General features: G+C 64.2%; 15 protein-coding genes. 8 read left to right on the top strand and 7 right to left on the bottom strand.

The annotated features are described in order from the left end of the window. Positions 1 to 178 precede the first annotated feature (178 nt). Positions 179 to 1168 carry a glycosyltransferase family 2 protein gene (locus ABIB35_RS09445; RefSeq protein WP_354180853.1) on the top strand — a complete coding sequence of 330 codons (990 nt, stop codon included), beginning with the start codon at positions 179 to 181 and terminating at the stop codon, positions 1166 to 1168. Beyond that, a complete protein-coding gene (locus ABIB35_RS09450) occupies positions 1165 to 2688 on the top strand; it encodes a polysaccharide pyruvyl transferase family protein (protein ID WP_354180855.1) in 1524 nt (507 codons plus the stop codon). The genes ABIB35_RS09445 and ABIB35_RS09450 overlap by 4 nt, the downstream gene beginning before the upstream one ends. A 102-nt stretch (positions 2689 to 2790) precedes the next feature. Here the strand turns inward: ABIB35_RS09450 and thiD are convergent, their stop codons facing one another. From thiD to ABIB35_RS09465, 3 genes are all read right to left on the bottom strand, one after another. Further along, a complete protein-coding gene (thiD, locus tag ABIB35_RS09455) occupies positions 2791 to 3636 on the bottom strand; it encodes a bifunctional hydroxymethylpyrimidine kinase/phosphomethylpyrimidine kinase (protein WP_354180856.1) in 846 nt (281 codons plus the stop codon). Between the two features lie 90 nt (positions 3637 to 3726). Beyond that, the gene (locus ABIB35_RS09460; RefSeq protein ID WP_354180857.1) at positions 3727 to 4188 is read right to left on the bottom strand and encodes a hypothetical protein; all 462 of its coding nucleotides are present in this window, start codon (positions 4186 to 4188) and stop codon (positions 3727 to 3729) included. Next, the gene (locus ABIB35_RS09465; RefSeq protein ID WP_354180859.1) at positions 4181 to 4861 is read right to left on the bottom strand and encodes a TetR/AcrR family transcriptional regulator; all 681 of its coding nucleotides are present in this window, start codon (positions 4859 to 4861) and stop codon (positions 4181 to 4183) included. The genes ABIB35_RS09460 and ABIB35_RS09465 overlap by 8 nt, the downstream gene beginning before the upstream one ends. Before the next feature lie 233 nt (positions 4862 to 5094). On the opposite strand from ABIB35_RS09465, the gene ABIB35_RS09470 reads away from it, so the two are divergent. After that, positions 5095 to 5838: a queuosine precursor transporter gene (locus ABIB35_RS09470; protein WP_354180860.1), complete on the top strand. Its 744-nt coding sequence runs from the start codon at positions 5095 to 5097 to the stop codon at positions 5836 to 5838. Positions 5839 to 5933: 95 nt separating this feature from the next. Here ABIB35_RS09470 and tgt read toward each other — a convergent pair whose 3' ends face one another. After that, the gene (gene tgt / locus ABIB35_RS09475) at positions 5934 to 7208 is read right to left on the bottom strand and encodes a tRNA guanosine(34) transglycosylase Tgt (protein ID WP_354180862.1); all 1275 of its coding nucleotides are present in this window, start codon (positions 7206 to 7208) and stop codon (positions 5934 to 5936) included. Between the two features lie 223 nt (positions 7209 to 7431). Between tgt and ABIB35_RS09480 the strand changes: the two genes are divergently transcribed. Then, on the top strand, positions 7432 to 8445 hold the full coding sequence (locus ABIB35_RS09480) for an FUSC family protein (protein ID WP_354180864.1): 1014 nt from the start codon (positions 7432 to 7434) through the stop codon (positions 8443 to 8445). A 59-nt stretch (positions 8446 to 8504) separates the two neighbouring features. Here the strand turns inward: ABIB35_RS09480 and ABIB35_RS09485 are convergent, their stop codons facing one another. Beyond that, positions 8505 to 9377: a DUF6707 family protein gene (locus tag ABIB35_RS09485; protein ID WP_354180866.1), complete on the bottom strand. Its 873-nt coding sequence runs from the start codon at positions 9375 to 9377 to the stop codon at positions 8505 to 8507. Between the two features lie 61 nt (positions 9378 to 9438). After that, positions 9439 to 9978, bottom strand: a complete 540-nt coding sequence (locus ABIB35_RS09490) for an NUDIX hydrolase family protein (RefSeq protein ID WP_354180867.1) — start codon at positions 9976 to 9978, stop codon at positions 9439 to 9441. Between the two features lie 116 nt (positions 9979 to 10094). Here ABIB35_RS09490 and ABIB35_RS09495 point away from each other — a divergent pair, with 116 nt between their 5' ends. Next, complete coding sequence (locus tag ABIB35_RS09495) at positions 10095 to 10820, top strand: YdeI/OmpD-associated family protein (RefSeq protein ID WP_354180869.1); 726 nt, start codon at positions 10095 to 10097, stop codon at positions 10818 to 10820. A 117-nt stretch (positions 10821 to 10937) separates the two neighbouring features. Beyond that, entirely contained in the window at positions 10938 to 11810 is an 873-nt protein-coding gene (locus ABIB35_RS09500) for a class II glutamine amidotransferase (protein WP_354180870.1), read from the top strand. 67 nt (positions 11811 to 11877) lie between these two features. On the opposite strand, the gene ABIB35_RS09505 is transcribed toward ABIB35_RS09500, so the two are convergent. Continuing rightward, the gene (locus ABIB35_RS09505) at positions 11878 to 13071 is read right to left on the bottom strand and encodes a glycoside hydrolase family 76 protein (RefSeq protein WP_354180872.1); all 1194 of its coding nucleotides are present in this window, start codon (positions 13069 to 13071) and stop codon (positions 11878 to 11880) included. A 176-nt stretch (positions 13072 to 13247) separates the two neighbouring features. Here ABIB35_RS09505 and ABIB35_RS09510 point away from each other — a divergent pair, with 176 nt between their 5' ends. Both ABIB35_RS09510 and ABIB35_RS09515 read left to right on the top strand, forming a co-directional pair. Further along, positions 13248 to 14021, top strand: a complete 774-nt coding sequence (locus ABIB35_RS09510; RefSeq protein ID WP_354180874.1) for a 3-hydroxyacyl-CoA dehydrogenase — start codon at positions 13248 to 13250, stop codon at positions 14019 to 14021. 4 nt (positions 14022 to 14025) lie between these two features. Beyond that, a complete protein-coding gene (locus ABIB35_RS09515) occupies positions 14026 to 15273 on the top strand; it encodes an acyl-CoA dehydrogenase family protein (protein ID WP_354180875.1) in 1248 nt (415 codons plus the stop codon). Positions 15274 to 15311 lie beyond the last annotated feature (38 nt).

Here is a 15311-nt window from a genome sequence, read left to right on the forward strand (position 1 = left end):
GAGTTGGATAGTTCCGCGATTTTTTCGGTCAGGATCTAAATCGAGGCGCTACTGGTACCTTTGTGTGTCCCTAAACGGATGTCAACAGTAAGCAGCATTCCTTTTTTGGCCCGGAGAGTCGCCATCCCCCGCCCGGTATATCGTGGTAGCTGAAGTGGAGTCGACTCATGGGAGCTAAGTGGCCGCGCACGAACCATCGCCAGTAGCAGTTATCGTCAGAACCAAGAACCGCCCACTGTTCCTCCGACGGGCCCTCAAGGACGTTTTCGCACAGACCTACAGCCGGTTTCGGGTAGTGATCGTCAACGACGGCGGCGATCCGGAAGACGTTGAGAATCTCATTGCTGAGTTGCCGCTGGGAGCCAGGCAGCACATTGACACGATCCACCACCAGCAGAGCGTTGGCATGGAAGCAGCCTCCAACGCCGGCATCCGCCGCTGTGACTCTGACTACGTCGTGATCCACGACGATGATGACCTCTGGCACCCTGAATTCCTGGAGCGGACGGTCAATTATTTGGAAAATAGCTCCGACGCAGGGGTTGTTGTCCGGACAACCATACGATATGAGGAAGTTGTCGGCAGCAATATCCGCGAGACGGGCTCTGCACCCTTTTGGGAGGACCTCCGGGAGATATCACTGGGGGAACTGCTGCGCGTTAATCGCGCGGTTCCCATCTCTTTCCTCTATCGGCGTTCTCTGCACGAAGAAGTCGGCTATTACAACGAAAACTTGGAAACGTGCGGCGATTGGGATTTCAATCTTCGGGTCCTGTCACGCCACCAGGTCGGATTCCTGGGCGGGGAGCCGCTGGCGTTTTGGAGCCAGCGGCCGGCGGCCGGCGGTGATGACGCCAACAGCATCTTCGAGAAGGCGGAGGAACATCTACGCTTTGACCGCAGGATTCGGGACGATTATCTGCGGAAGGACTTGGCCAACGGCGGGCTGGGGGTCATGCTTCAGGTAAGCCGCCTGATGGTGGAGCAGGAGGAGCTGCTGCTCGAGAACCGGAAGCGGATGGACCAGATGCAGCAGCAGCTCACCGAGGCCCTTGGCCGTCTGGAGGACACCGTGACTCGCCGGACCAGTTTCAGCAGTATCTTGGACCGCGGACGCACAGCAGCCGCAGTGCTCCGGAACGCAATGCGTGGGAGCCGTCAATCATGAGCCCGCGCCGCGTTGCCGTTCTCGCTGATCTCGGTCAGGACGTCTATCATGCCGGTGACGAAGCGATGGGGCATGCTGCGGCCGATGAACTGTTGGCCCGTGGCCTGCGCGTACTCCTGCTGTCCCGCAACCCGGGCCAGACGGAGCACCTTTTCGGTACCGAAGCGGTGCACACTCTCGCCTTCCCCTGGCCGCCCGCTGAGCGCGAGACCTACTTTCGCGGAATTCTCGACCATCTGTCCGGTTTGTCCGAGCTGCCTGCGGGAGACCCCGCGCTCACACTGATTGATGAACTTCAGAAGTGCGACGGCGTATTGATCGCCGGCGGCGGGAACCTGAACTCACGCTTCGGCTGGCTGCTCTACGAGCGGGCGGCAGTGATCGCCATAGCCCGGTCGCTGGGCAAGCCCGTGGTGGTGTCCGGGCAGACTCTGGGGCCCGCACTGACGGGTGTTGATGCTCTGGCTTTAGCATCCGTTCTTGGCGCGGCGGACCTCAGCGGAGTCCGGGAGCAGGCCTCAGCGGACGTTGCCCGCCGGTTGGATGTTTCAGTGGTCGCCGGCCTGGATGACGCCTCGTTCCTAGCCGCCGCGGGCGAAGGATCGTCAGGTATTTCCTCCTTCGCGGAGGCTTCGACAGATGTCGGGGAACACCTACGCAAACTGCCTGATTCGGGATACGTTGCCGTCACGGTTTCGCCCTATGCTGGCGGGCCGGAAGATCTTTATGCCCTGCTCGGCGCCGAGCTTGATGCCCTGCACCTGGAGACCGGGCTGCCCTCGGTGTTCGTTCCCCACCTCGGGACAGGAACCGACGGCTGGGATTCCCAAGCACACGCCCGTATTGCCGCGTCGATGTCCTCCCCGTCCCAGCGGCTCCCGGTGCTTCCGGCCAGGAACGTTGCAGCGCTGACGTCCGGGGCGTCCCTCGTGGTGACGTCACGTTACCACCCGGCGGTCTTTGCACTTTCGAAAGAAGTGCCGGTAGTTGCTCTGGCCGTGGATAGCTACAGCGGTGTTCGGCTGGAGGGGGTCATGGCCAATTGGGGCCTGAGGGACTTTGTCCTCCCGCTGCCCGCGCTAAAGGCAGGGCTGCTGGCGCCGGCACTGGCGGAAAGCTGGCAGCGTAAAACGGAGATTTCCAAGCACCTCAAGGACATCTCACCCTCCCGGAAAGCCTGGTCCCGGCAGTGGTGGGACGCTGTCGCGGCTGTATTCTCCGGACCGGAGCCCGGACCGGAGTCCGGACCCCGGACTGTGAACGACCTTTCTGCGGCGCCTGCGTTCCGGGCTTCCGGGTCCTGGCGGGCCTCGGCGGGCGAAGCGGCCGGCGGGTTCTATGCGGAGTCGGGCCTCAATGCTCAGCACGCCGTCGAACAGGACCGGCTCCGGTCTTACTCGGAACAGCGGCAGCGGGAACTGGAAGAGCTGCGGGCGGAGCACGAGCGGTTACTGAACTCGCGGACGGTTAAGACGGCGCTGTCCCTGCACCGGAGATACTCCACGTTCTTTCGGCGCTAGCGGCCGGCCGGTCCTTCTTCCCGGGGCAGGGCGCCCGGGAGGAAGGACCGGTCGGCGGGGCCCAGGAGGACTGTGGCCCAGCAGGACTGTGGCCCAGGAGGGCTACAGCGCGGGCCCCTGCCCGGCATTGCCCTGCCACAGGGCATCAAACGGAGTGTTGGAGGAAACCCGGTTGCGGATGCCTTCGGTGACAAATGCCTTGGCTGTCTTGGCGGCCTGCAGAGGGCTGGCTCCCTTGGCGAGCTCGGCAGTGATTGCTGCTGCGAGCGTGCAGCCGGCGCCGCTGACGGCGACATCGCCCACCTTGGGGGCCCGCAGCACCTCCATGGTTTCGCCGTCGTAGAACACGTCCACGGCGTCGTCGCCTTCAAGCCGCACTCCGCCCTTGGCGAGGACCACGGCACCTGAGGCCTCATGGATGCGGCGGGCAGCTTCCTGCAGGTCCTCGACGCTGTCGATGGAGTCCATGCCGGACAGAGACATCGATTCAAAGTGGTTGGGGGTGACAAAGGTGGCCAGCGGCAGGATCTGGGCCTTGAGCGCCTGGTCCGTGTCCAGAGCCGCGCCCGGCTCCTGGCCCTTGCAGATCAGGACCGGGTCCAGGACGATGTTGGTCCATTCCTGGCTCTGCAGGGCTTTGGCCACGGTGTCGATTGTTGCCGGTGTTCCGAGCATGCCAATCTTGACCGTGGTCAGGTCATAAGCGGTCTGGATGGCTTCAAGCTGGTCGCTGATCACCTGGGCGTCCACGGGCACAAACCGGTGGTTCCAGTTGTCTTTGGGATTAAAGGAGACGATGCACGTCAGAGCCGCTATCCCATAGGTTCCGAGTTCCTGGAACGTTTTGAGGTCGGCCTGGGCGCCGGCACCGCCGGTGGCTTCAGAGCCGGCAATGGTTAAGGTGACGGCCGGAGCAGCCGTTTGCGCAGAGTGTGTGTTAGCAGACATGCCTCCATCTTCCACCCAAAACGATCATGGGTGCCAGCGAGGGCCTGCTGACCTGGCTGCGCTCTGGGGCGGCCAAAACGCGCAGGTGGGTTAGGGGCGGGCAAATCGCCAAATGACGGCACGGCCTGCCGCCATGGACAGCCCAATGGCGGTGCCCATCAGCAGCGGAACCAGCACCGCGTGCACGCTCAGGCCAATGATGAGCCAGCCGAGCAACAGGGGCACCAGGAAGAACATCAGGATGTGGATGCCCTGGTTGAGGACGCCGCGCAGCGTCCATCCCAGGATGAGGGCGACGGGGAGTGTGGTGAACAGGCCCAGGCCGGCAGCGTAGAACGCAGCGACAATGACGGTCCAGACATAGCCCCAGAAGTCCCGCGACGCCCCCCAGCCCACCGCTACCGTGGCGATTAAGGCAAGGACAATGCAGGCCACCGCATAGCCCAGTGCAACAGCCAGGGGGCCGGGAAGCACCCGCGAGTCAGGTGGCGTCGTGTCGGTGGATACCGGCGCGGGGGGAAGGGCGACGTCGTCGTCGCTTGTGTCAGTCATCGCGTCTGGCTCCCTGGAATAGGCGAACTACATCCTCCACGATATTGCGGACCACGGGCAGGCGGGAGAGGATGACGAGCTTCGCTGCCAGCGGCGCGACGTTTTGTACCAGCCTGCGGGAGCGCCGTTGACCGGGCGAGCGGTCATAAATCCAGAAAAGCGTGACCCCCATGTGCACCAGCCACAGGAGCTCGGGCAGATCATCGCGGATGGCCAGCGGGGGCTGCGGGCGCGAGACTGTGACGGCCTGTCGGAACAGCGCTATCGATTTTGCGCGGCCGACTCCCTCGTCCCCGGAGCCGTGGCGGCGGCTGGGTCCGGAGGCCGAAGACGGCGGCATGGCCGTGCGCATAAAGTGGGCACCGAAGTCGTGGTACGGGCCCATGATGTCCAGATTGGCCAGGAGGATCAGGCGCAGATGTTCGCCCAGATTCTGGCCGTCGCGGAGCAGGGGAAGGGACCGGCTGCGGTGTTCATCCTGCAGGAACCGGTACAGCTCGGCAACGAGTTCATCCTTGGACCGGAAGTAATAGTACGCATTACCCACGGACACCCCAGCCGCCTCGGCGATGCTGCGCATGGTGGTTTTTGCATATCCCCGGGTGCGGAACTGGGAGAGTGCTGAATCGATCAGCAGCCGACGGGTCTGCTCACTCTTGACCGTTGCCGTCATTCGTGTTCCTCGGTTCAGTTTTCAGGGTGCGTGTTTGCTGCATATGCGCGCAGCGGCCCCGTACGAATGTCAGTACATCACGTTTTTGAACGCGTTCAAAAAGATGGACGGCTCCACGCCCGGGCAGAACGTGGCAGAATTGACGGCGGCCCCTGACAGGCCGCCCGGTGCAGCGGGCACAGTGCTAATACAGCCGGTGAAAGCCACGGCGAACCACTAGGAAACGGAACCCCATGCACACCCATACCGGCGCCGAGACGGCGTCCGCTCCGGCATTTGCCGCGCGCGGCAGTTCGCATTACGACATCATCCTGACGCTTATGTGCGTGGTGATTGTCATTTCCAACATCGGAGCCACCAAGGGCGTGGTCCTGGGGCCGATTTTCGGCGACTTCAGCATCGTGACGGACGGCGGCTTTTTCCTCTTCCCTCTGGCCTACATCCTCGGTGACGTGATCAGCGAGGTCTACGGCTTCAAGGCGGCACGGCGTGCGATCTTCACCGGCTTTGCCGTGGCGGCGCTGGCCGCAGTAAGTTTCGCGGTGATTATTGCGCTGCCCGGGTTCGACGACGACTACGGACAGTCCAAGCAGGCAGCACTGGAGCTGGCGCTGGGCCCGGTGTGGCAGATTGTACTGGCCAGCCTGCTCGGTTTTGTTGCCGGACAGACGCTGAACTCCTGGGTCCTGGTACGGATGAAGGAGAAGTTCCGGGAGCGTGCCCTGATTGGACGGCTCATGGCCTCCACCGGTGTGGGCGAGTTTGCTGACACGCTCATCTTCTGCGCCATTGCAGCACCCATTATCGGGATCACCGATGCCGGCAGTTTCATCAACTACGTCATCTTCGGGTTCGTGTATAAGACGCTCATTGAGTTCCTTTTTGTTCCGGTGACGGCCCTGGTTATCAAGGCCATCAAAAAGCGTGAGCCCAGTTACGCCGCCTCTGCCTCCCAGCAGCCCGAAAACGTGTCCTAAGGACCCGGCCGGCGTGACGGCGTCTACGCCCCCTCCGGCGTTTGCGCCTCCGGCCTGATGGAGCCCTGGTTGTTCAGGCCTGAGGCGCCGGCCGCCTACGACTTGGGGCTGTAGTACTTGCCGAGGGTTTCAGCCTTGAAATCGAAAAACGAGCCGTCTTCAATCGCCAGCCGCGCATCATCCACGAGCTTCACCGTGAAGCGTTCGTTGTGAATGGACACCAGAGTGGAGGCAACCATTTCCTTAGCCCGGAAGAGGTGATGGATGTAGGCCTTCGTATAGTGCGCGCAGGCATAGCAGTCGCAGCCCTCTACCAGGGGCGTGAAGTCCTTTTTAAACCGCGCATTGGAGAGGTTCAGACGGCCGTGCGGCGTGTAGAACGCTGACGTGCGCGCCACCCGGGTGGGGGACACGCAGTCGAAGGTGTCGGCACCGTTTTCGATGGCGGTGAAAATGTCATCGGGTTCGGAGATTCCCAGCAGGTGCCGCGGCTTGTCCTCGGGCAGCTCCTCGGTGCACCAGCGCACGATGGTTCCCAGGTTTTCTTTCTCCAGGGCGCCGCCAATGCCGAAACCGTCAAAGTCCATGGCGCCCAGATCGCGGGAGGCCTTTCGGCGCAGATCCTCGTACTGGGCGCCCTGCAAGACGCCAAACAGGGCCTGATAGGGCTTGCCGATGCGTTCCTCGGTGAGCCGCTGGTGCTCGGCAATGCAGCGCAGCGCCCACAACCGGGTCCGTTCCAGGGACATTTCCTGGTATTCGCGGGAGTTCATCAGCGTAGTCAGCTCATCAAACGCGAACATGATGTCGGCACCGATCTGGTGCTGGACCTGCATGGAAACTTCGGGTGTGAAGCGGTGTCTGTCTCCGTTGAGGTGGGACTTAAACCACACGCCGTCGTCGTCGATATGGGCCAGGCGTTCCTTGCCGGGGGCGACGGCGTCGTCCGCTCCAGTGGCGTGGGTGGTCCCGTCCGCGTTCATATTGATGACCTTTTTGAAGCCCGCGCCCAGGCTCATCACCTGAAAACCACCCGAATCGGTGAAGGTGGGGCCGGACCAGTTCATGAACTTGCCCAGCCCGCCTGCCGCGTCCAGCACATCGGGTCCGGGCTGGAGGTACAAGTGGTAGGCATTCGCCAAGAGGGCCTGCGCTCCCAGGTCCGCCATTGATTCCGGAAGCACAGCCTTAACCGTGGCCTTGGTGCCTACGGCGATGAAGGCCGGCGTCGCGATTTCACCGTGCGGCGTGGTGATCGTGCCGGTGCGGCCCTGGAACTCACCGCCGTTGGCCTGCGTCTGCTCGGCTGTTGGGGCAGTGGTTTCGCGCAGGCGCTTACCGAGGGCGAAGGAGAACGTTGAGGAAGGCACCCCTCCATTTTGCCTTACCCGCCGGCACCGGCCTGCCCGCTCTGGGACCGGGTGGCCGCGAGCACTGCGATCCGTGGGACGCGCACCACATTTTTCCAGTGGCCGCGGGGAGGCGGCGTACGGTGGAAGGTGCGGTTTAGGCCGCCTCCCTGTACCCCTCCCACACCTATTGCACTGGAAAGGCCGGACCAACCCTTTGAACCTGCTTCGCGATATGTTCCGGATGGCGCCGGCTCATAATGACCATCAGGTTGCCATTCGCTGCGGGCTCGGAGTGGGCATTCCCCTCATTCTGCTGCTTGCCTTCGGGCGGATCGATCTGGCAATCTTTGCCAGCTTTGGGGCGTTCACCGGCATTTACGGACGCAATGAACCCCACCGGCAGCGGTTCGGCCACCAGCTGCGGGCCGGGTTGTTGATGCTGGCAGTCATTACGGCCGGAGCCCTAACCTCCAGGCTGGAACCGGACGCCTGGGGGATTGTCCTAGGCACCACAGCGGTAGCAGGGCTTGGAACACTGGCCACCGGATTCTGGCGGCTCCGCCCGGCAGGTTCGCTGTTCCATATCTTTGCCTACGCCGCGATCTCCTCCGTTCCGAACCAGCCGCCGCTCTGGCAGGCGTTGGCGGTGGCTGTGGGCACCGTCTGCTTTTCCCTCCTGCTGGGACAATCCGGGCGGCTCAGATCCAGGTACCGCACGCCGTGGGTGAAACCTGAACGGCCGCGGCTCACCTCCGCCCAGCGAAAGTCCATCTTTGTCGACGCCGGCCAGTATGCAGTGGTTGCCGCGGTGGCCGGATCCATCGCTACTCTGATGGGGATCGGCCACAACTACTGGGCGATGGTCGCAGCCACAGTGCCGCTGGTCGGAGTGGGTGTGCGCAACCAAATCTACCGGGGCGCCCACCGAATCTTGGGAACCTTTGCCGGCCTGCTGCTGACGGCTCTGATCCTGCTGCCGGGACTGGCTCCGTGGCAGATGGTGGTGGTCATAGCGCTGCTGCAGTTCGGAGCAGAAATGCTCATTGCCCGCCAGTACGCCCTGGCCCAAGTGGTTGTCACCCCGCTGGCGCTGGTCAGCACCGAGTTGGCCCACCAGAGCAATCCGGCCCTGCTGATCAAGGACCGGGCGCTGGAAACCGTCATCGGCGCGGCGGTGGGCATGGCCATGGTGCTCACGGTTCACCTGCGGAACCAGCGCATCCACCACCGCCGGCAGCCAAAACAGCCTTCCTAGCGCCAGATACTGATCTTCAGCCGGGGACGCATCACGGCTCCGCGAGGTCCCGCAGATCGCTACAGGTCGAGGTTCAAGCCGCGGACCGCAATGAGCTCGTTGCGGATCCGGCGGTCCAGTTCGTGTTCAGAGAGGGTCTGGGATCCGCCGTGCGCCCGCAGGTACAGTAGGGCATCCAGCCGCAGGACGCGCCAGTCACGTTCACTGTGCTCGTCTCCGGCTTCTGCTGCGCGGTGGATCTCCCGGTCGTAAAGATTGGGTTCGTTTAGTTGGCGCTGCAGCAGCTCGGCTGCGAGTTTGGCCTTCAATGGGTCGCTTTCCGCTGCGTCCCCGGCCCGGACAGCCTGTGCATAGGCGGCTGACGTTTCATCGTCTCCGGCCTCATGGGTGATGTGGGCGGCCAGGGACAGCGCGCTCTGAATCCAGTTCCACCGGCCGAAATTACCGTCGAACGGCAGGCCGGTGATGATGTTGCAGACCTGCAGGGCATTTTCGGAGTCGTTCAGGTCCACATACAGCGTGTGCGCCAGGTCGCGGACATCCTGCAAGTTGCTGCCGGACTTGACGTTCAGTCCGCGGTTCAGCCGGGAGGCGACTTCCTGGACGCGGTCCTCGCCCGGGTGCGCTGCGGCTGCCGCGGCGACGACGGCGGCGTAGTTCTCCTCCTCGGCGGGCACCACGCGGACCGCATCCGCCGGGGCGCCGCTGGGGGCGGGAGCCTGAACGCGCACCGATGAGCCGTGGGCAAGGCGCAGCGTCATGCCGTCCTCGAGGGCCAAGATGACGAGGGCTGGTATGCCAAAGTCATCATTTTCCACCGAACTCTCCTTCACCGGAGCCAGCGAGGTGCTCTCATGCACCGGGATTTGCCCGGGCGCAAGCAGCTCGGCATTGACCCGGAATGTATAAGACTCCGGTTGGCTCTCAGGCATGGCAGGTTCCTTCTCTTCGCAGCAGTCGGCCCCCAGTATATAAAGAAGCGGTAACGGGCGCTTAGCGGCCCCAGCTGGCGGAGGCGAGCGCCTGCCGCAGCAGGTCGCCGCGGCCTCCGGCGAACTCTGCGTAGATGTCCGGGCTTAGGGCTTCCTCGGGTGTCAGCCAGGACAGTTCCAGTGCGTCCTGCCGGGGATCGCATTCGCCGGTCACGGGGATCAGGTAGGCCAGCGCGACGGCGTGTTGGCGTTCATCGGTCAGTCCCGATTGGGAGGGGGACGGGAAATACTCGGCAACAGCGAACGGAACCAGGGCCGGCGGCAGCTGGGGCAGGGCCATGGGGCCAAGGTCTTTTTCGAGGTGGCGCAGGAGAGCTCCGCGGATCGTCTCGCGGTACATCACGCGACCGGAGACGAACGTCCGGACCATCTTGCCCTCACTCGTGGCCTGCAGCAGCAGCCCCACCTCCGTGACGTAGCCCAAGGGGTCGCAGCGGACCGGAACGGCTTCGACGTAGACCATGGGAAGCCGCTGCCTCGCGTCGCTGAGCTCATCTTCGGAGAGCCAGCCGGGATAGGGATCAGGGGTACGAACACTCATAGCAGTGTTCTACCGCAATCAGGGCCGTGCACTGAAGCGACGCGCGGTGCTTTGGCCCTCGGCTGAACTGGCAGGCATGCTTCTGTCCCTACCCGCCCGGGGCTACTCTCATGCGTATGAGCGGAAATGATCAGGTACCAACGGCGGGGGCCGGTTCTGCGGGCGGCGGCGTCACCGGGTCCAAGGTCCCTGAAACGTCAAAAGCTGCAAAGTCACCGAAGGCCGCGAAACAGCCGAAGGCCGCCAAACAGCCAAAGGCGCCGCTGCCCGAACTTCTCTTGCCGGACGCGGAAGCCTGGCGCGGCTGGCTGGCATCTCACCATGCGCAGTCTCCGGGGGTGCAGCTGATCCTGGGGCGCAAAGGAGGGACCGTCACTGCCCTGTCCTATGCCGGCGCCCTGCAGGAGGCCCTCTGCTACGGATGGATTGACGGGCAGGCCAACAAGCGCGACGAGGAGAGCTATTTCCAGCGCTTCACACCGCGGGGTAAACGCAGCATCTGGAGCCAGCGCAATGTGGGATTTGTGGAGCAGCTCGAAGCCGACGGCAGGATGCAGCCCGCCGGACGTGCCGCCGTCGACTCGGCCAAAGCTGACGGGCGTTGGGAGGCGGCTTATGCGGGCCCGGCAACTGCGAAGGCTCCCGAGGACCTGCTGGCCGCGATTGCCGCGGTACCCAAAGCGCAGGCCACGTACGAAGTTCTGAACTCGCAAAACCGGTACGCCCTGTTTTTCAGGCTCAGCGCGCTGAAAACCCCGGCTGCGCGGGAGCGCCGGATCGAGGCCTTTGTGCAGATGCTCGCGGCCGGTGAAACCCCGTATCCGCAGCGCCGTTCCCCCTGAGGCATGCGCCCTTGTCTTTGGCAGGTGCGCGCGGGACTCTTGAACCAAAGCGTGAGTGAAGAGGACAACCCCCGGTCAGACGTACTGCGCCGAGGCAGAACTGTGGAGGACCACCCAATGTGTCGTCTCTTTGGTATGCACGCCGGAAAAGACCCCGTCAAGGCAACCTTCTGGCTCCTCACCGCCCCGGACAGCTTGGCGGAGCAGAGCCGGCGGGAGGCAGACGGGTTCGGCATCGGAGCTTTTGACCGTGAGGGACGCCCGTTCGTGGAGAAAGCTCCAGTGGCCGCCTATGAGGACAAAGCCTTCGCCGTCGAAGCCCGCGATCTGTCCAGCATCACGTTCCTCGCCCATGTCCGGTACGCCAGCACCGGCGGAAACCTTAAGGTCAATACGCATCCCTTTGAACAGGACAACCGCCTGCTGGCCCACAACGGCGTGGTGCAGGACCTGGATCGGCTGGACAGGCGGTTGCAGTCATTGGGTGCCATGGGACTGGTGAAGGGCGAAACGGACAGCGAACGCGTGTTTGCCCTGATCACCGCCGAGGTGCGCAGCAACGGGGGCGACGTTGAAGCGGCCATGGTTTCGGCACTGTCCTGGGTGGCGGAAAACCTGCGGCTCTATGCGCTGAACATCATCCTGACCACCGGAGCGGATCTGTGGGCTCTCCGGTATCCGGACACCCACCCCCTCTATGTCCTCGAACTTTCCGAAGCTGACCGGCGCGGAGGGATGCGGACGCAGCGGATCAGCGTGCGGAGCCAGGAACTGGAGGAAAATCAGCGGCCCGCAGTCCTGCTGGCGACGGAGAAAATGGACGACAATCCCAACTGGCGGTTGATGGATTCAGGGGAGATGCTGCATATCAGCCCCACCTTGGAGGTGGAGAGCAGCTATCCGCTGCCGCCGGAACCGCGCCATCGGCTCACACTGGCGGACCTGGATGACCGCGCTGCGCAATCGCAGAGCCCACAGAAAGTCAGCTGACCCTGCTGACCCTGCTGACCCCGCTGACCCTGCTGACCCCGCTGACCCTGCTGACCCTGCGGCGCAGTCAGCTGAGTCCACGCCGAACCCTCGCTGCGGCCTCCAGAATCAGCCACGCGGACAACTGGGTGGAGAGGCCGACGGCGGTTCCCGCCGGATAGTGCCGTTCCGCCGGCTCCAGCGCGTGCGGGGAAAAGACCGTTTGCTGCGCCCGCTTGGTTCTTCCCTCCCAGAGCGCTTCGGCGGTGGCATCAACAAGTTGTGCGGCCTGGTCCCGCTGGGCGGCGGGCAGGGTGGGCGAGACTGCGGCCGAGGCCAGATAGCGGCAGAGTATTCCGGTAAACAGGCCCGCATCCCCTGTGCCGTGCGTGATCAGGACGGCGGTGCCCGGGTGGCTGAGTTCCGTCCGGACGGCATTCACCAGTTCAGCAGCGCGGGCAAGGTTGGCCGGGCCTCCCAGCTCCAGGAGGGCGCCCAGGACCGGCCCCTGATTATAGGTAAAAACAGCCCGTTCCAGGACCGCATCTTCCGGGAGTTTCTCCGCCGCCCGGTTGCTTTGGTTCCGGTTGCCTTGGTTCCGTTTGCCCAGGTTCCTGCTGCCTGAGCCGGATATCAGTTTGACGCCGTCCAGGTACAGCCCGGTGCCGGGGTCCAACAGGACGGTATTGAGCCAATCGATCAGGGCCTGGGCCCGCTCGCGTTCACCGCTCTTGGCGAAGTGCAGAGCCGCCGGTGCCGTTGCCGGGGTGTTCTTGAAGGTCCGCCGCCGGTTCCAGTACAGGCCGCCGCCGAACTCCCGGGTATGGGCCGACCGCAGGGCATCTGTCAGCGCCGCCAGCATCCGCGGATGGGGCCGCACCACCGGAACCCGTGCTCCGCCGTCGTTGGGTTGCTTTCCCGGCCGTGCGGGAAGAAGAGCATCGAGCCGTCCGAGGGCCAGCGCCAGCCACGCCATGTCATCGAAGTACCAGTTGGTGGCACGCAGTCCGTTTCGCAGCCGAATGCCACGAACCACCTGGTTGGCCTGCAGGGCGGCGCCGGGGTCTCCGCGCAAGGCAGCGTCAACCAGCGCGTCCACATAGTGCGCCTGCCACCAGTAGTGCCAGGGCCCGGGCAGCAGGCGCCGCGGCGCGGGGCTTTCGACAGCGGCCAGGGCGGTGCCCGGCAGGCGAAGCAGTGGCCGGGTGAAGGCCGCCGTGACGGACGCGGCGGCGTCATCGGCGCGGGCCTGGATCTCATGCAGGGGTTCCTCGGACAGCATGCGCACCACCTTAGACCCGGTAGCGGCGAGGTTACAGCCGGAACGGTGCGCAGAGGTCGTCGGTGTCCACACGGAAACTGTCCGGGCGCCAGCGGGAAGATGCGGTGTGTGCCTGATCACAGTAGGCTCAAGATGCGCCGCCGCAGGGGCGGCTGCAACTTTTCGCAGGAGCACGCATGGATATTTCAGGCGCATCGGCACTCGTTACCGGGGGTGCGTCCGGACTTGGACGCGCCACGGCCCGCAGACTGTACGACGCCGGCGCGTCGGTGATTCTGGTCGACCTCCCGTCCTCGGGCGGGCTGGCCTATGCAGCCGAACTGGGCGATAACGCACACTTTGTTCCCGGTGATGTCACCGATCCCGAACAGATGGCCTCCGCCGTGGAAGCAGCCATGAGCGCCGGTCCGCTGCGCGTTGCCGTCAACTGCGCCGGCATTGCCACGCCGGGAAAGGTGCTGGGGCGCAACGGCGTACTGCCGCTGGAGGACTTTGCCCGTGTCATCCAGGTGAACCTGATCGGCACCTTCAACGTCAGCCGGCTCGCGGCCCAAGCCATGGCGGAGACCGAACCGGTTCAGTCGGGTGGGACCTCCGAGCGGGGCGTCATCATCAACACCGCGTCGGTTGCCGCTTTTGACGGGCAGATCGGCCAGCCGGCCTACGCCGCTTCCAAGGGTGGGGTGGCAGCCATGACGCTGCCACTGGCGCGGGAGCTTGCCCGGCATCTGATCCGGGTGGTCACCATCGCTCCCGGAATCTTTGAGACTCCCATGATGGCGGGGCTTCCCCGGGATGCCCAGGATTCCCTGGCAGCGCAGGTTCCGCATCCATCTCGCCTGGGGCGGCCGGATGAGTACGCAGCCCTGGCTGCGCACATCATTGAGAACCAGATGCTCAACGGTGAAACGATCCGCCTGGACGGTGCCATCCGGATGGGACCGCGCTGACTTGATGGCTGCCGATCCACAGGACCTTCCGGCCGAGCCCGGGCAGGTGCTTCCGGACGCGGACTTTTACGCGTTCGAAGACCTGCTGTCTGATCGCGAAAAACAGAAACTTACCGAGCTGCGCGCCTTCCTGGCGGCGGAAGTTGCCCCTTACGCCAGCCAATGGTGGCAGGACGCCTACTTTCCCGCCGAGCTGCTGCCCAAGCTGGCCGCACTGGAGCTGTCCACGCCGGTTCAGCAGGGCTACAGCCCGCTCTTCGCCGGGCTGGTGATAGCGGAAATGACCCGCACGGATACCTCCATCGCTACGTTCTTCATGGTTCACCATGACCTTTTTGTGGAGGCGCTGCACGCTTTCGGCTCCGATGAGCAGAAGAACCGCCTGCTGGCCGACGCGCTGGCCCTGCGGATCACCGGGGCGTTTGCCCTGACCGAGCCGGACCACGGCTCAGACGTTGCCGGCGGCATGGAAACCACTGCCGTCCGGGACGGTGACTCGTGGATTCTCAATGGCAGCAAACGCTGGATCGGAAACGGAACGTTCTGCGATTACATGCTGTTGTGGGCCCGTGAACCGGAAAGCGGAAAGATCCGGGGATTCCTTCTGGACGCCTCCCTGCCCGGCGTCTGCCGCACCCGGATCGAAAATAAGACGGCGCTTCGCACAGTGCAGAATGCCGACATTACGCTCACCGGCGTGCGGGTCTCTGAAGCAGACCGGTTGGCTGGAATCGACAGCTTCGAGGACATTAAGCATCTGCTGCGCGGCTCGCGCATCATGGTGGGCTGGCAGGCGGTCGGTGCGCAGCTGGCCGCCGTCGACATTGCCCGCGCCTACGCTGTGGAACGCAAGCAGTTCGGCCGGCCACTGGCGTCCTTCCAGCTGGTGACCGAGCAGCTGGTGCGGATGCTGGGCAACGCGGTGGCGAGCACCGGGATGCTGGCCAGAGTGGCCGAGCTGGAACGGGGCGGTTATCCCTCGGCGGCAAGCCGGAGGGATTCCGCTGCCGGGAGTAAAGGGTCCGGAGGCGGGATGGCGCAGGCTGCCCTGGCCAAGTCCTATGCCAGCGCCAAGATGCGTGAAACCGTGGCTCTGGGCCGCAGCATCCTAGGCGGCAACGGCATCGTGACTGACTATCGGATGGCCAAGGTCTTTGCCGATGCTGAAGCCATCTACACGTATGAGGGGTCCTATGAGATTAATTCCCTCATAGTGGGCCGGGACATCACCGGGATTTCGGCCCTTCACTAGTCTCTTGGCGGGGGGCCGGTTTGGCACGGGGCCGGGGC

The sequence above is a fragment of the Arthrobacter sp. UYP6 genome (assembly GCF_040547315.1).
In the GTDB taxonomy this organism is placed as follows: Bacteria; Actinomycetota; Actinomycetes; order Actinomycetales; family Micrococcaceae; genus Arthrobacter_B.

What these genes read in the sequence shown, in the direction of transcription:
- ABIB35_RS09450 (WP_354180855.1), top strand. Translation starts at nt 1,165, where the DNA reads ATGAGCCCGCGCCGCGTTGCCGTTCTCGCTGATCTCGGTCAGGACGTC.
- thiD (WP_354180856.1), bottom strand. Translation starts at nt 3,636, where the DNA reads ATGTCTGCTAACACACACTCTGCGCAAACGGCTGCTCCGGCCGTCACC.
- ABIB35_RS09460 (WP_354180857.1), bottom strand. Translation starts at nt 4,188, where the DNA reads ATGACTGACACAAGCGACGACGACGTCGCCCTTCCCCCCGCGCCGGTA.
- ABIB35_RS09465 (WP_354180859.1), bottom strand. Translation starts at nt 4,861, where the DNA reads ATGACGGCAACGGTCAAGAGTGAGCAGACCCGTCGGCTGCTGATCGAT.
- ABIB35_RS09470 (WP_354180860.1), top strand. Translation starts at nt 5,095, where the DNA reads ATGCACACCCATACCGGCGCCGAGACGGCGTCCGCTCCGGCATTTGCC.
- ABIB35_RS09480 (WP_354180864.1), top strand. Translation starts at nt 7,432, where the DNA reads ATGGCGCCGGCTCATAATGACCATCAGGTTGCCATTCGCTGCGGGCTC.
- ABIB35_RS09485 (WP_354180866.1), bottom strand. Translation starts at nt 9,377, where the DNA reads ATGCCTGAGAGCCAACCGGAGTCTTATACATTCCGGGTCAATGCCGAG.
- ABIB35_RS09490 (WP_354180867.1), bottom strand. Translation starts at nt 9,978, where the DNA reads ATGAGTGTTCGTACCCCTGATCCCTATCCCGGCTGGCTCTCCGAAGAT.
- ABIB35_RS09495 (WP_354180869.1), top strand. Translation starts at nt 10,095, where the DNA reads ATGAGCGGAAATGATCAGGTACCAACGGCGGGGGCCGGTTCTGCGGGC.
- ABIB35_RS09500 (WP_354180870.1), top strand. Translation starts at nt 10,938, where the DNA reads ATGTGTCGTCTCTTTGGTATGCACGCCGGAAAAGACCCCGTCAAGGCA.
- ABIB35_RS09505 (WP_354180872.1), bottom strand. Translation starts at nt 13,071, where the DNA reads ATGCTGTCCGAGGAACCCCTGCATGAGATCCAGGCCCGCGCCGATGAC.
- ABIB35_RS09510 (WP_354180874.1), top strand. Translation starts at nt 13,248, where the DNA reads ATGGATATTTCAGGCGCATCGGCACTCGTTACCGGGGGTGCGTCCGGA.
- ABIB35_RS09515 (WP_354180875.1), top strand. Translation starts at nt 14,026, where the DNA reads ATGGCTGCCGATCCACAGGACCTTCCGGCCGAGCCCGGGCAGGTGCTT.